This window comes from Blautia stercoris (assembly GCF_054657695.1).
Window position 1 is genome coordinate 195,001 of sequence record NZ_BAAHYF010000002.1, and the last position, 15,451, is coordinate 210,451.

The 15,451-nt window shown below is 41.1% G+C and carries 7 protein-coding genes, 1 rRNA gene, 1 pseudogene and 1 riboswitch (1 of these 10 cut by a window edge); of the genes and pseudogenes, 5 read left to right on the forward strand and 4 right to left on the reverse strand.

Features of this window, described 5'->3' with window-relative positions; all coding sequences use genetic code 11:
* Positions 1 to 2,601 (forward strand): 23S ribosomal RNA (locus ACYQ2D_RS10695) (it extends 313 nt beyond the left edge of the window).
* 184 nt (positions 2,602 to 2,785) lie between these two features.
* On the opposite strand, the pseudogene ACYQ2D_RS10700 reads toward ACYQ2D_RS10695, so the two are convergent.
* The 3 genes and pseudogenes from ACYQ2D_RS10700 to ACYQ2D_RS10710 all read right to left on the reverse strand — a co-directional run.
* Positions 2,786 to 3,007 (reverse strand): annotated as a pseudogene (locus ACYQ2D_RS10700) (IS200/IS605 family accessory protein TnpB-related protein); the annotation flags it as partial.
* A 226-nt stretch (positions 3,008 to 3,233) separates the two neighbouring features.
* On the reverse strand, positions 3,234 to 4,457 hold the full coding sequence (locus ACYQ2D_RS10705) for an IS256 family transposase (RefSeq protein ID WP_459785290.1): 1,224 nt from the start codon (positions 4,455 to 4,457) through the stop codon (positions 3,234 to 3,236).
* Positions 4,458 to 4,567: 110 nt separating this feature from the next.
* Entirely contained in the window at positions 4,568 to 4,777 is a 210-nt protein-coding gene (locus ACYQ2D_RS10710; RefSeq protein WP_459785401.1) for a transposase, read from the reverse strand.
* Positions 4,778 to 4,955: 178 nt separating this feature from the next.
* On the opposite strand from ACYQ2D_RS10710, the gene tnpA reads away from it, so the two are divergent.
* On the forward strand, positions 4,956 to 5,312 hold the full coding sequence (tnpA, locus tag ACYQ2D_RS10715; RefSeq protein WP_459786167.1) for an IS200/IS605 family transposase: 357 nt from the start codon (positions 4,956 to 4,958) through the stop codon (positions 5,310 to 5,312).
* 156 nt (positions 5,313 to 5,468) lie between these two features.
* Here tnpA and ACYQ2D_RS10720 read toward each other — a convergent pair whose 3' ends face one another.
* Complete coding sequence (locus ACYQ2D_RS10720; protein WP_459785402.1) at positions 5,469 to 7,856, reverse strand: phosphoketolase family protein; 2,388 nt, start codon at positions 7,854 to 7,856, stop codon at positions 5,469 to 5,471.
* Between the two features lie 503 nt (positions 7,857 to 8,359).
* Here ACYQ2D_RS10720 and ACYQ2D_RS10725 point away from each other — a divergent pair.
* From ACYQ2D_RS10725 to ACYQ2D_RS10735, 3 genes are all read left to right on the forward strand, one after another.
* A complete protein-coding gene (locus tag ACYQ2D_RS10725) occupies positions 8,360 to 9,505 on the forward strand; it encodes an ROK family transcriptional regulator (RefSeq protein ID WP_459785403.1) in 1,146 nt (381 codons plus the stop codon).
* Between the two features lie 125 nt (positions 9,506 to 9,630).
* Positions 9,631 to 9,788: riboswitch (cobalamin riboswitch) on the forward strand.
* Between the two features lie 160 nt (positions 9,789 to 9,948).
* Positions 9,949 to 10,797, forward strand: a complete 849-nt coding sequence (locus ACYQ2D_RS10730) for a leucine-rich repeat domain-containing protein (protein ID WP_022302718.1) — start codon at positions 9,949 to 9,951, stop codon at positions 10,795 to 10,797.
* 149 nt (positions 10,798 to 10,946) lie between these two features.
* Positions 10,947 to 15,446 carry an Ig-like domain-containing protein gene (locus tag ACYQ2D_RS10735; protein WP_459785404.1) on the forward strand — a complete coding sequence of 1,500 codons (4,500 nt, stop codon included), beginning with the start codon at positions 10,947 to 10,949 and terminating at the stop codon, positions 15,444 to 15,446.
* Positions 15,447 to 15,451 lie beyond the last annotated feature (5 nt).

Below are 15,451 nucleotides of genomic sequence, written 5' to 3' on the forward strand. Positions count from 1 at the left end.
TCCTTGATTCTACCAGAATGGTTTTGGGAAAGCCAGCCAGAGAGGGTGAAAGCCCCGTATGGGAAAGGAAAGAGGACAAGGCAGGATCCAGAGTACCACGAGACACGAGAAACCTTGTGGGAAGAAGCGGGGACCACCCCGTAAGGCTAAATACTCCTTAGTGACCGATAGTGCATAGTACTGTGAAGGAAAGGTGAAAAGGACCCCGGGAGGGGAGTGAAAGAGAACCTGAAACCCTGTGTTTACAAGCTGTGGAACCGCTTTATATGCGGAACCGCGTACTTTTTGTAGAACGGTCCGGCGAGTTGTGCATGCTGGCAAGGTTAAGCGCTAAAGGCGTGGAGCCGTAGGGAAACCAAGTCTGAATAGGGCCAGAGTCAGTATGTGCAGACCCGAAACCGGGTGATCTATCCATGTCCAGGTTGAAGCTGCCGTAAGAGGCAGTGGAGGACCGAACCCACATCCGTTGAAAAGGGTGGGGATGAGGTGTGGATAGGGGAGAAATTCCAATCGAACCCGGAGATAGCTGGTTCTCCTCGAAATAGCTTTAGGGCTAGCCTCGATAGAGATACATGGAGGTAGAGCACTGAATTTCCTAGGGGGCGTCAAAGCCTACCGAAGAATATCAAACTCCGAATGCCATGGAATTGATTATCGGGAGTCAGACTATACGAGATAAGTTGGATAGTCAAAAGGGAAAGAGCCCAGACCTCCAGCTAAGGTCCCAAAGTACGTGTTAAGTGGAAAAGGATGTGGGATTTCGAAGACAACCAGGATGTTGGCTCAGAAGCAGCCATACATTCAAAGAGTGCGTAATAGCTCACTGGTCGAGAGGTCCTGCGCCGAAAATGTCCGGGGCTAAAACACGACACCGAAGCTGAGGAATGTAGTAATACATTGGTAGAGGAGCATTGAATACGGGAAGAAGCAGTACCGAAAGGAGCTGTGGACTGTATTGAAGAGAGAATGCCGGAATGAGTAGCGAGAATAAGGTGAGAATCCTTATGGCCGAATATCTAAGGTTTCCAGGGTAAAGCTGATCTGCCCTGGGTAAGTCGGGACCTAAGGCGAGGTCGAAAGACGTAGCCGATGGACAACAGGTTGAGATTCCTGTACTGCGTTAGAACAGAACTGTGGGGACACGTGTGGAAAGCACAACCCGGGAATGGAATCCCGGGGCAAGCGAAGGAGGAGTCACATAGGAAAAACCGTGTGGCAATCCAAAAGCGTGATGCGGACCGAACTAGAGTAGGGAAGTGTGTGAGCCATGCGTCAAGAAAAGCCGCTATTGTTTGTAACGTACCCGTACCGTAAACCGACACAGGTGGATGAGGAGAGAATCCTAAGGCCGACGGAAGAAGCATTGCCAAGGAACTCGGCAAAATGACCCCGTAACTTCGGGAGAAGGGGTGCCCGTGTAAAAGCGGGCCGCAGAGAATAGGCTCAAGCAACTGTTTAGCAAAAACACAGGTCTATGCGAAACCGAAAGGTGAGGTATATGGGCTGACGCCTGCCCGGTGCTGGAAGGTTAAGAGGAGATGTCAGGAAACGAAGCATTGAATTTAAGCCCCAGTAAACGGCGGCCGTAACTATAACGGTCCTAAGGTAGCGAAATTCCTTGTCGGGTAAGTTCCGACCCGCACGAAAGGCGTAATGATTTGAGCGCTGTCTCGGCAATGCATCCGGTGAAATTGAAGTACCAGTGAAGATGCTGGTTACCTGCGCCAGGACGGAAAGACCCCATGGAGCTTTACTCCAGTTTGGTACTGGGATTCGGTATTGCATGTACAGGATAGGTGGGAGACTAAGAGGTAGTGACGCCAGTTGCTACGGAGTCGATGTTGGGATACCACCCTTGCAGTATTGGGTTTCTAACCAGCCGCCGTGACCCGCCTGGCATTGTCCCACCGCCGTGACCCGGCGGTGGGACAATGCCAGGCGGGGAGTTTGACTGGGGCGGTCGCCTCCGAAAGGGTATCGGAGGCGCCCAAAGGTTCCCTCAGAATGGACGGAAACCATTCGAAGAGTGCAAAGGCAGAAGGGAGCTTGACTGCGACACCGACGGGTGGAGCAGGTACGAAAGTAGGGCTTAGTGATCCGGTGGTATTAAGTGGGAATGCCATCGCTCAACGGATAAAAGCTACCCTGGGGATAACAGGCTTATCACTCCCAAGAGTTCACATCGACGGAGTGGTTTGGCACCTCGATGTCGGCTCATCGCATCCTGGGGCTGTAGTAGGTCCCAAGGGTTGGGCTGTTCGCCCATTAAAGCGGTACGCGAGCTGGGTTCAGAACGTCGTGAGACAGTTCGGTCCCTATCCGGCGTGGGCGTAGGATATTTGAGAGGAGCTGTCCTTAGTACGAGAGGACCGGGATGGACAGGCCGCTGGTGTATCTGTTGTAGTGCCAACTGCATGGCAGAGTAGCCAAGCCTGGAAGGGATAAACGCTGAAGGCATCTAAGCGTGAAGCCCCCCTCAAGATGAGATATCCCATTCTTAGGAAGTAAGACCCCTTGAAGACGACGAGGTAGATAGGGCAGAGGTGGAAGTGCAGCAATGTATGGAGCTGACTGCTACTAATCGGTCGAGGGCTTGACCAGAAGCTGAGAAATCAGTGGAGCGGCAAGTGTCTGCATGGTTTCGGTTTTGTATATGTAGTTTTGAAGGTACATGTTTATAAGAAACATGAAGAAGAATCCGAAAGGGTTCTTTTTTTATTATCATAAGAACGCTATAAACAGGAATGTAGTCCATTGCTGTTATGTCAGCCTGTGAGGTGTATGATTCTTCCTGCATGATTGTCTTTATTCCAGCATCAGATGCTTTGTAAATAATCATCTGTTTGAGCAACCCTGTAGGCATTGAGACAAAGTTCTGGTTGTTCTGTGAACCCATGTCGCAGTCCTGTTTCCAGCGTTTGTTTTCGCCAAGAACAAGTGTACCGGCGTGATGTTCCATGCAGTAGTTTATAATGCTGCGGCTGATTTTATGACACTGATCCTTAATGAAATCGGCATGATACCTGCTTGGTAGTGTAAATTATTTTGTGTAAACCTCTTGAATTGATGAAAAAATCATTGATTTAAGATATTAAATTTATTATGTGACTGGGCTGAATGGCAGCATTTGCTATTCAGCTCTTGTCTATTTATTAGCATGAATACAGAGACATGTCAAGGGCACCCAATAAAATTGGGTGTATTTTTCCCTTTACAGGTTTCTGTATTTGTGCTTATTCAATGTCTATCGGCTGGATTCTATCTCCAAAATAGATACATAACTGATCAAGGGTAAGGCCCCAATCGCATGATTTTCCAGTCCATTTTTTAGTCGCATCTGTCATAGCAAGATACAGCATCTTAAACAGTGCATCATCTGTCGGAAAAATGGTTTTTGATTTTGTCACCTTTCGTAACTGTCGATTGAAATTTTCAATCGAATTTGTAGTATAAATCAACTTTCTGATTTCACAAGGATATTTGAAATAGGTTGACAACTGAGGCCAGTTATTTCTCCAGGATGCTATGGATGCCGGATATTTCTTTCCCCATTTTTCTTCTAAATCGTCTAGTGCTACAAGCGCTAAATCTTCCGTATCTGCTTTATACACCAGTTTTAAGTCGGTCATAAAAGGTCTTACATCTTTATAAGAGATAAATTTTGTAGAGTATCGGATTTGATGGACTATGCATCTTTGAATTTCTGCCTGCGGAAAAACAGCTTGAATTGCATCTCCAAAACCGGTCAAACCATCAACCGATACAATCATAATGTCTTCTACTCCTCTATTCTTAATCTCGTTAAGTACAGAAAGCCAGTACTTTGCACTTTCATTTCCACCAATCCACATACCAAGAACTTCTCGTTTTCCGTTTAATTTTACACCAATCGCAACATATACGGCTTTTTTTACCGTACGATTGTCTTCTCGAACATGAAAATGAACGGCATCCATAAATACAATCGCATACTTCCGTTCTAATGGACGGTTTTGCCATTCTTTTGCAATCGGCAGAATTCTGTCTGTCATGTGTGAAATCATTTCTGCGGATGCTTCTACACCGTAAACATCTCTCAAATGGGAAGAAATATCCCTCGTTGTCATTCCTTTTGCATACATAGACAAAACTTGGTCTTCGATATTTGAGATATCGGTCTGGTTCTTTTTTACAATCTCTGGCTGAAACGTACTTTGACGATCTCTGGGAATCTCTAAATTTATTGTTCCCATAGTTGATGTTACTGTTTTGGGACTATATCCATTTCTGCTGTCATCTGTTTCTTTGTTTTGGTAGTCATACTTAGAGTAACCAAGATGCTCATCCATTTCCGCTTCCAACATACTTTGTAAAGTGTCTCCCAATAAATCTTTCAACATTTCCTGAATATCTTGAGCATCTTTCGGCTGATAGTGCTCCAATAAACTACTGATAAATGCTTTACGTTCTGGGTCCATTTTTCTTCTTCGTGCCATAAAAAAATCCTCCTGAATTGATATTTATTTTAACATCAATCCAAGAGGATATAGAACTCTTTTTTGGAGTTTACACAGAATTATTTACAGTCTCACCTGCTTAAGGCGCTCAGGTACCTGGAGCTGGCATGCATGTGTTCATGGCCTTTTGTGATAATGCTGACAGCTTTGGCTCTCTTTTTGTGAAACCACTGGCACTCTGACAGAACCGCTCCGCCCTTGTACAGCATTGATGAACCATCATTGCATACGACAGCTGCGAAGTTGCTCACACCAAAGTCTATGGCGCATATGTTGGGCATGTCTGTATTATCTGCGGCAAAATTTTCACTTTCGAGGGTAAGACACAGGATGTATCTTCCATAATAAGGCTTGATTTTAACCTCTTTGAGGACGGAATCCGCTTCTACATTTGAAAGATAAAGGCGTTCCTTTCTACCCGGGAGTTTTAAATTAACACCATGATCTGCGGGATATCATATAGTACTTGTAACAAAATACAGACATCCGGTTCTTACCGGCGATGTAAAAACTGCTGTCTATGAACGGATTAATTATGTAGCTGAAAGCAGAGGGTTTAATATACTTGAGTTAAATGGGGAACTGGATCACATACATCTGCTTATTGAAGCGAACCCGCAGACTCCTCCGTCAGAACTTGTCAATGTAATAAAAACTCAGACGTCCCGCAAAGTTCGTAAGCTTTATGGCGATACACTGCTTAAAAAGTATTACTGGAAACCTTATTTTTGGTCTGACAGTTATTTTATTGCAACCGTAAGTGAAAATACTCTGGATGTAGTGAAAAATTATATTAAAAATCAGGGAATAAAATAAAACACAGCCATTCACCCACGCCTATGCAAGTATTATAGACGTGGTATTCTGGCTGATATGATAGAGAATAATAGAAACCCCAGAGCTGTTGGAGGTCAGATAACAGTTCCGGGGTTTTTTACTTTATAGAGAAATTTGTATCATAGAAAACGTTAATTATTTATTTTCTGGTGTATGCCATTCCCAGTTACGAACTTCTTCGATATCCTGTCCGTATTCTGCGATGTACTGTTTATGTTCTACCAGTTTGTCGTTCATTTTCTGAATCAGGTAAGAACCGCGGTTTCCTAACTGTGGAAGGTGCATGATAGCATCTTTTACAAGGTTGAAACGGTCGATTTCATTCTGAACTCTCATATCGAATGGAGTTGTGATAGTACCTTCTTCCTGATAACCATGAACAGATACGTTCTGGTTGTCACGACGGTAAGTTAACTCATGAATCAGAGTTGGGTAACCGTGGAATGCGAAGATAACCGGTTTGTCTGTTGTAAACAGTGCATTGTATTCGCTGTCGCTTAATCCGTGAGGATGTTTGTGGTTGGACTCCAGTTTGAATAAGTCAACTACGTTGACTACACGAATCTTCAGTTCCGGAAGTTCATCACGCAGGATAGTAACAGCTGCCATTGTTTCAAGTGTTGGTGTATCACCGCAGCAAGCCATAACAAGATCTGGTTCTTCACCACAGTCATTACTTGCCCATTCCCAGATACCTACACCCTGTGTGCAGTGTTTAACAGCCTGTTCCATACTTAACCACTGATAACTTGGATGTTTGGATGCTACGATAGCATTTACATAGTTTTTACTCTTGATGCAGTGGTCGAAGCAGGATAATAAGCAGTTAGTATCCGGTGGAAGATACATACGAACTACGTCTGCTTTTTTGTTAGCGATATGGTCAAGGAATCCTGGATCCTGATGTGTAAATCCGTTGTGGTCCTGCTGCCATACATTTGATGTAAGAATGAAATTCAAGGAAGCAATTGGCTGTCTCCAGGAAAGCTGATTGCAGACCTTTAACCATTTTGCATGCTGTGCAGCCATGGAGTCTACAACACGGATAAATGCTTCGTAACTAGCGAAGAAGCCATGACGACCTGTTAACAGGTAACCTTCTAACCATCCTTCACACATATGCTCACTTAACATACTATCCATAATACGTCCGCCTCTTGCCAGGCAGTCATCTGTATCAAGCATTTCTGCGTTCCAGTCTCTCTTTTCTGCTTCAAATACTTTGTAGAGACGGTTAGACATACTTTCATCCGGTCCGAAGATACGGAAGTTTTTGTTATCCTGATTTAAGTTGAAGATGTCACGGATGTATCCGCCAAGTTCAATCATATCCTGAGCTTTTGTTTTTCCTGGGTCAACATCGATTCCATAAGTACGGAAATCCGGAAGTCTTAAGTCTTTCAGTAAAAGACCACCATTTGCATGTGGGTTAGCACCAAGACGAGCATTTCCCTTAGGAGCAAGTTCAGCCAGTTCCGGAATCAGACGACCATTTTCGTCGAATAATTCTTCCGGATGATAGCTTTCTAACCATTCCTGTAACAGTGGAAGATGTTCTTCCGGTTTTTCCATTGTAATCGGAACCTGATGAGCACGGAAAGAACCTTCAATCTGAAGTCCGTCAACAACCTTAGGACCTGTCCATCCCTTTGGAGTACGAAGAATAATCATTGGCCATGCTGGACGTTCCGCATCGTTTTCTTTACGAGCATGTTCCTGAATTGCTTTGATTTTTTCGATTGCAGTATCCATAGCTTCTGCCATGAGTTTGTGCATTGTCATTGGGTCGTCACCTTCAACGAAGATTGGTTCCCAACCGCATCCTACAAAATAGCTTTCGATTTCTTTGTGAGAAATACGAGAGAAGATTGTAGGGTTGCTGATTTTATATCCGTTCAGATGAAGAATCGGAAGGACAGCACCGTCTGTAATTGGGTTTAAGAATTTATTTGACTGCCAGGAAGTAGCCAGAGGACCTGTCTCGGCTTCACCATCACCGACAACTACAGTAGCGATTAAGTCCGGGTTATCAAATACTGCACCAAATGCATGAGCGATAGAATAACCAAGCTCGCCACCTTCGTTGATAGAACCTGGAGTTTCCGGAGCACAGTGGCTTGGAACACCGCAAGGGAAGGAGAACTGTTTGAACATTTTCTTCATACCTTCTTCATCCTGGCTGATGTTTGGATAAATTTCACTGTAAGAGCCTTCCAGATAAGTGTTTGCAATCATGAAGTTTCCGCCGTGTCCCGGACCGGAAAGTAAAATCATATCCAAATCGTAACGTTTGATTACACGATTACAATGAACGTAAACAAAGTTCTGACCTGGTACAGTTCCCCAGTGACCAACAATTTTTTTCTTAATCTGGTCCATAGACAATGGCTTTTTAAGAAGCGGGTTGTCTAAGAGATAAAGCTGACCAGCAGATAAATAATTAGATGCACGCCAATAAGCATCCATTTTATCTAACATTTCCTGAGATAATGGCTGTTTTTCAAGACAAGTATTCTCTGACATGTGTTTCCTCCTAGTAAAATAGATTTCTAATTGTTAATTATTTGATGGTGTAATCATAACATAAGTTCAAAAATTCGTTAAATCATTTATTTTGATTCTATTCATATCAAAAAGTTATGGATAGAAGAAGCGTACTCCATTTTCCCAGAATGGAAGAAAATGAATCGTATCGGAAGTTGTATTCAGTCCGTTTTCGTTAATATAGGCATAAAATACCTGCGGCGGCAGCAATTAATAATCGGGCAGGGTCTGCGGTAAATACAGTTTCCATAATTTTAACTCTCCTTATTTTAAAAAATACTTTTCTTTTTCACTTATGCTTATTACTTAACTGTAAGTGAAGTATATAATAAGAGGAAAAAATATGTCTATTGACATAAAAAATAATTTTTTAAAACTTATTTTGGTTAAAATGCACATAAAATATTCTTGTTTGCGTTTCATAGTATACTGTATTAAAATGGAACTATGACTGAAAAGTATGGAAAAGCAAGGAGGACAAAATGAGCGAACGAGGCGTTACTACGATTACATTAAAACAGATTAATAAAGAAAAGGTATATCAATATATTTATCGTACGAAACAGACTTCAAAACTTCAGATTGTGCAGGATTTAAAGATGGGTCTGTCTACTGTCAGTCAAAATTTAAATGTGCTTGAAGAAGAAGGTCTGATTCAAAGAGATGGCTATTTCGAATCAACGGGTGGAAGGAAGGCACAGGTGATTCAGATTGTATCAGATGTCCGGATTTCAATAGGAATTGGAATTTTAAAAAAAATGTTTTATATTGTTGCAATTGATTTATATGGAAAGGTGATTGCAAAAGACACCATTGATTTGGATTATAGCGATACAGAAGAATATTATGAAAAGGTAGCAAATAAAATAGATGAATTTATAGAAGAATACAAATATCAGAAAGAAAGAATCCTTGGTGTTTCGATTGCAACTCAGGGAATTATTTCTCCGGATGGTTCCGGAGTCATGTATGGTACGATTATGAATAATGTGAAGATGCGTCTGTCTGATTTTTCTTCTAAGCTGCCTTATCCATGCCGTCTGGTACATGATTCAAAAGCGGCTGCTTATCTGGAATTATGGAATCATTCGGAACTCGACAGTGCAGTGGTGTTTTTATTAAATCGCAACCTTGGTGGAGCGATTATTACAAATCGAAAGGTGCATGAAGGAAGTTTCATGCATAGCGGAGTGATTGAACACATTTGCATTAATTCAGATGGACCGCTGTGTTATTGTGGAAACCGTGGCTGCCTGGAAACCTATTGTTCCGCAAATTCACTGTCTGAAATTGCAGGAATGTCAATAAAGGAATTTTTTGAAAAACTAAGAGAAAATAAAGAGGAGAATATAAAGCAAATCTGGAAAGAGTATTTAAAACATCTGGCATTTGCCATGAGAAATCTGAATCTGGTCGTTGACGGACCGATTATTATCAGTGGGTATCTGGCACCCTATTTTATGGAGAATGATTTGAATTATCTGTTAAAACAGATCAATTTATCGCTTCCGTTTGAGTTTCCAAAAGAAAATCTGATAGTTGGGACAAATGGACAGTACACTCCGGCAATCGGTGCAGCTCTTTTTTATGTGAAAAAGTTTATTGATGGAATTGCTCCGACGATTTAACTTTCCGGTGACCGAGATGATAATCACGACGACAGAATTTGTTGTATATAAAGAGTCTGATATTGCTAAAAGAAAGTTTTAAACTTGCTTTACAAAAATGGAAAAATAAAGTATAATTACAGAAAATAAATAAGTTTTAAAACGGTCCTTGACGAAATAATGAAAACAGAAAAAATGATTTAAGATAGGTTAAAAGGTAAGCTCGGTGAGAAACCGGCGCAGTTTCCCCTACTGTAACACAGATGTTGTGAAGCCAGAAAACTGCCGTTTTTTAAATTTAAATTTATTTTCGGGAAAAGAAAGTAAATTTATTTTTGTGTATGTGAATAAACATTTTAAATATGTGACAGCAACTCTGGCATGCGAAAAGTAAAGAAAGAAATTTCCCGTGATCTGGGAGATTTCTTTTTCTTTACCAATTTAGCTTGATGAAAAGGAAAAGAATGGATAAGACAATGGGACAAATATTAACGTGGAAAGCAAAAGAAAAAAATGTTTTTACCAGAGCACAGGGAAAGAAAGTACGGGAAAAAGAACTGGTACTGGCTTCGGATTGCAGAAAGATAGAAGATGAAGCACTGATGAATAACGTAAAAATTAAAAGAGTACAGATTCCTTCATCGGTAACAGAAGTCGGAAAACAGAGCTTTGCAAATTGTACAGCTTTAAATGAGCTGTGTTTTGATAACATAGAAAGAATTAAGCAGGAAGCATTTTCGTGTTGCATCAGAGTTCGGAAAGCAGAATTTTCCAAAAAACTGCAGTACATTGGAAAAGGTGCTTTTTTTCGGTGTAAAAAACTGGAAACAGCGACTTTTCCTGAAAGTGTAACGTGTGTGTATCTAGCGGAAGAGGTATTTTATGGATGTGAAAGTCTGAAGGAAATTAAGATTCCAAAGTCTGTCCAGGAAATTAAAAGTCGTGCCTTTTATAAATGTTTAAATCTTGAAAAGGTAGAATTTCCATTGGCACTTCGGAAGATTGGTTCTCAGGCATTTTATCAAACAGCATTAAAAGAACTGGAACTTCCGGATGGACTGCGTGAGATTGGAGACAGTGCATTTTTAAAATGTAACAATCTGGAATCCGTGAAAATTCCAGAAAGTGTGAAGCGGATAGGAAAATGGGCATTTCATGGATGTCATCGTCTGAAAGTAGTTGAGATTGCTCATGAACCGGAATTTATCGGAGACTGGATTGTAAACAAAAGTACGGTGATACGGTGCAGAAAAGACAGCAAAGTAGAAGCATACTGTAAAAAGTTTGAATTTGCAGTAGAATACATAGAGTGAAAAATACTGCGGATAGTTATGAACTATTTCATTATAACACAGTAGACACAAGGATAAATGAAGACCTTTCCTGATGGGAAGGTCTTTTTTTATATAACGCAAAAGAAATAATGCACTCTCAAAGCGCATAAAAAGAAGGAGGAAACAAAATGAAACAGAGAAAGAACAATCGATTTCTGGCAATGCTGATGGCGATGTTAATGATTGTATCAACTGTTGCAACGGGTTGGTATCCGGTTGTTGCAAAAGCAGATACAAATACAGGCATTACCTTAACTGTAATCGGCGATACCGGAAATCACAGTAAAAATCTGGATGAACATACCGGATATGTGTATTGGTTAAAAGACCAGCCGCTTAATATTGATGTAAACAGTCTGGAAAGTTATTATGTGGCTGAAAACTGTAAAGACCAGATTAAGGCTGCATTAAAAGAAGCAAAGATTGACTATCATTTTTCAGATGAAGGCAGCTGCTTCCCAGATGATATGAAAAATAAGGACGGAGTTGACTTACAGAGTGACTGGAGTAAAGGATACTGGTCTGTTATCGTTCAGTACGCAGATGGCTCTTTTAATTCCAATGGATGGAGTAGTTATGATGGAGCTGCCCAGCTTCAGGATGGATGCCGTCTGATTTATTACTGGTCAGACAATCCGACAAATGACTGTCGTCTGACCACAGATGATTCCTGGAATACCCAGCTTAACTATGATACGGATGCTGTAACAGGACTTCGTTTTTCAACAGAGGAACAGCCAGATGCTGCATTAACAGAAATCGAAACAGAAGTTGGTTCGGATATCGATTTACTGACAAGTTTTACAGCACCGGCTCAGACAACCGTATCAAAGGCATTAAACTGGACTTCCAGTAATCAGGATGTTGCAACGGTTACAGCATCTGAAACAGGTGCAGTCGTAACTCCAAAATCAGCAGGAACAACTACCGTTAAAGCTTCTATGGTTAATACCTTAGGAGACACCGTTGAAGCAGCCTGCGATGTAAAAGTTACTTCAAACGGTACAACCGTAACAGATCTTTCCTTTGCGGAGGGAACTGAAATTTCCATGGCTCCGGGTGCGGTAAAAACTCTGACACCGGTTTATACACCAGAACTGGAAAAAGGTGAAACGGCACCGGCTTTAACATGGGAATCTTCTGATAAAGGAGTTGCTGATATAAACGCACAGAATGGCGAAATTACAGCAAAAACTCCAGGTACTACTGTAATCAAGGCTTCCTTTACCAATAATAAAGGTACAGTAGTCAGTGCAGAGTGCAAAGTAACAGTAGAACAGATTGCAGTGACAAAAATTGCTCTGGACAAAGAAAGCCTGAGTTTAAAAGAAGATGCAGAAAGCAAATTAAATGTAACATTTGAACCTGCAAATGCAACAGAAGATTTAGATGTTAAATGGGAATCTGATGATAAAAATGTAGCAACCGTAACAGGTGAAGGCAAGAGCGCAACTGTAAAAGCAGTTGGAGCAGGAAGTGCTACAATTACTGTAACAGCAGGAACATTCAAAGCAAGTTGTGAAGTAACAGTAAGTGCTGCACAGCCTATGGTAAAAGAGTTTGTATTTGCATCCGATAAAAACGGTGAAAATGTTTATGCGATGCAGTCTGAATTAGATGCAAAGACAAAAGAATGTACCGTTGTAGTACCGGAAATGGTAAATACATTTTATTTAAAACCGGTTTTAAGTGATGATGCAGAAGTTAATACAATTACTGCAAACTACAAAAACTATAACTATACAAAAGATTTAACAAAAGCTATGCCGGCAAATGAATTTACACAGTTTAGCGGTGTAAATCGTGTGCTTCAGTCTGACATTGAAGCAAGAGAAATGTCAATTGATGTAACTTCAAAAACCGGTAAAACAGAAACTTATAAAGTTCATATTATTCGTGAGACGACCCTTTCCGGTTTAAATGTCACAAAAGCAGATGGAACAAAAGTGACATTAGATCCGGTTTTCAATGCAAGAAAAAAAGAATATACGATTGTTGTTCCTAAGACATTAGAAAGCGTAGTATTTAAAGCAACTGCAAGAACCGCTGCCAATTCTGAAATTAAAGTAAACGGAAAGATAGCAGAAAACGGTGAATACACACTTGCCTTAACCGGAGACGATGCAAAAGTAGTTACAGAAATTGAGGTAGGAAATGAAAATACTGTTGCAGGTAAATATACAGTTTCTATCTTAAGAGAAGAACCTGTTACGATTACTTTTGAAACAGAACCGAAAGATGCAATTATCACAGTTATTGACAAAGATAAAATCAAAGCAGGCGGAGAAGACGGCATTTATAAAGTTCTTCCGGGAACTTATACCTATACGGTATCTAAGACCGGTTATGTAACAAAACATGAAGAGATTACAGTAGAGAAAGACACTGTTATCAAAGCTTCTCTGGAAAAAGCGCAGAGCAGCAACTTAAAAGATTTAGACTGTGACTGGGCTGGATTTAGAAAAGATGGAAGTAATCAGGCTGTAACAAGTGCAAAGACAGCAGCCACACCGGAAACAGCATTCCAGAAATGGGAAAAGAAAGTCGGAGAAGGGTTCAGCAACTGGGCAGTCAGCTCTCCGATTATCGTAGACAACAATCTTTACTGCTATGCAGGAAAACAGCTTCTTAAAATTAATAAAGAAACTGGTGATATCATTGCAAGTGCACCGATGGCAGGAAACAGTAGTTTTGGAATCAACCCTCCATGCTACGGTGGTGGAATGATTTTTGTCGGACTTGCAGGTGGAGCAGTACAGGCATTTAATGCAGAAACTCTGGAATCCTTATGGGTATTTAAAGATACACTTGGAGGACAGCCAAACTGTACGATTCAGTATTCTGATGGATATATTTATACAGGATTCTGGAACAGTGAAACAAAAGATGCAAACTTCGTATGTGTTTCTGCAACAGATGAAGACCCAGATAATCCGACAGAAACAAAATATGCAACCTGGACTTATGCCGTACAGGGTGGATTCTATTGGGCAGGTGCTTATGTAACTGATAAATACGCAATCGTAGGAAGCGATGATGGAGAATCCGATTCAACAAGTGATTCTTCTTATGTATATTGCTTTGATAAGCTGACTGGTGAAGTAGTTCAGAAAGTCGGTCCGCATCATGGCGATATCCGTTCAGATATCTCCTATTATGACGGAAGAATTTATTTTACATCAAAAGGTGGATATCTGTATTCCTATAACCTGAAGGAAGACGGAACAATTGATACAGAAAATCTGATCGAGCCAATCGAAATCGGAAAAATGAGCACAAGTACTCCGGCAATCGCAAATGGTCGCTGTTATGTAGGTTCTTCTTACGGTTCAAATTTCAGTGGAACTTATGGAATCTCAGTTGTAGATATTAATGAGGAAACAGGTGCAATGAGTCTTGAATATGTAGTATACACAGATGCTTATCCTCAGACTTCAGGTGTTGTATCAACAGGTTACAAAGGATATAACTATGTATACTTTGCAACAAACGGACCAAGCGGAAATCTCTGGGTGGTAAAAGATGCTCCTGGCATGACAGAACCGGATGAAGGAAGTCAGGTTCTGTATACACCGGAACACAAACAATACTGCATCTCCAGCGTAGCTGTGGACAAAGATGGTACCATTTACTTCAAGAATGACTCTGCTTACATGATTGCAGTTGGAAATTCCGCAATTGATACAGACAAACTTCAGGATTTAATTGAAACAGCAAAAGCAACAGATGCTTCCAAATACACAGATGAATCTTACAATGCATTACAGGATGTGATTGCAGAAGCAGAAGCGGTAGCAGAAAATCCAGAATCCAAAGAACAGGTTGCCGAAATGACTGAAAAACTTCAGTCAGCAATAGATGGACTGGTTGTTAAAACAGGCTGGCAGACCATCGACGGTAAGAAATATTACTACAAAGAAGATGGTACACAGGCAACTTACTGGTATAAAGTAGATGGAAACTACTACTGGTTTGGAACTGACGGAATTTTGAAGACATACTGGCAGAAAGTTTACAACAAATATTACTGGCTTGGAAGCGACGGAGCAATGAGAACCGGTTGGCAGACTATTTACGGCAAGAAATACTATCTTGGAAATGCCAATGATGGAGCGATGAAGACTGGCTGGCAGACCGTTGATGGCAAGAAATACTATCTTGGAAATGCAAGCGACGGAGCAATGAAGACCGGCTGGCAGACGATCGATGGCAAGAAATATTATCTTGGAAACGATGGCGCAATGAAGACTTACTGGCAGTCAGTAGATGGTAAATACTACTGGTTTGGAACGGACGGCGTTATGAAAACATACTGGCAGAAAGTTTACAACAAGTATTACTGGCTTGGAAGCGACGGAGCAATGAGAACCGGCTGGCAGAAAGTTTATGGAAAATATTACTGGCTGGGTCATTCCAATGATGGAGCAATGAAGACCGGCTGGCAGACCATCTACGGAAAGAAATATTACTTCGGCGGAGCAAATGATGGTGTTATGAAAACCGGATGGCAGAAGATTGGTGGAAACTGGTACTACTTTGGCGGAGCCAATGATGGTGCTATGAAAACCAATACATGGATTGGAAACTACTATGTAAATGCATCCGGTGTACGCACAAGAAGCAGATAATTAGT

What these genes read in the sequence shown, in the direction of transcription:
- ACYQ2D_RS10730 (WP_022302718.1), top strand. Translation starts at nt 9,949, where the DNA reads ATGGATAAGACAATGGGACAAATATTAACGTGGAAAGCAAAAGAAAAA.
- ACYQ2D_RS10705 (WP_459785290.1), bottom strand. Translation starts at nt 4,457, where the DNA reads ATGGACCCAGAACGTAAAGCATTTATCAGTAGTTTATTGGAGCACTAT.
- ACYQ2D_RS10710 (WP_459785401.1), bottom strand. Translation starts at nt 4,777, where the DNA reads ATGCCCAACATATGCGCCATAGACTTTGGTGTGAGCAACTTCGCAGCT.
- ACYQ2D_RS10735 (WP_459785404.1), top strand. Translation starts at nt 10,947, where the DNA reads ATGAAACAGAGAAAGAACAATCGATTTCTGGCAATGCTGATGGCGATG.
- ACYQ2D_RS10720 (WP_459785402.1), bottom strand. Translation starts at nt 7,856, where the DNA reads ATGTCAGAGAATACTTGTCTTGAAAAACAGCCATTATCTCAGGAAATG.
- ACYQ2D_RS10725 (WP_459785403.1), top strand. Translation starts at nt 8,360, where the DNA reads ATGAGCGAACGAGGCGTTACTACGATTACATTAAAACAGATTAATAAA.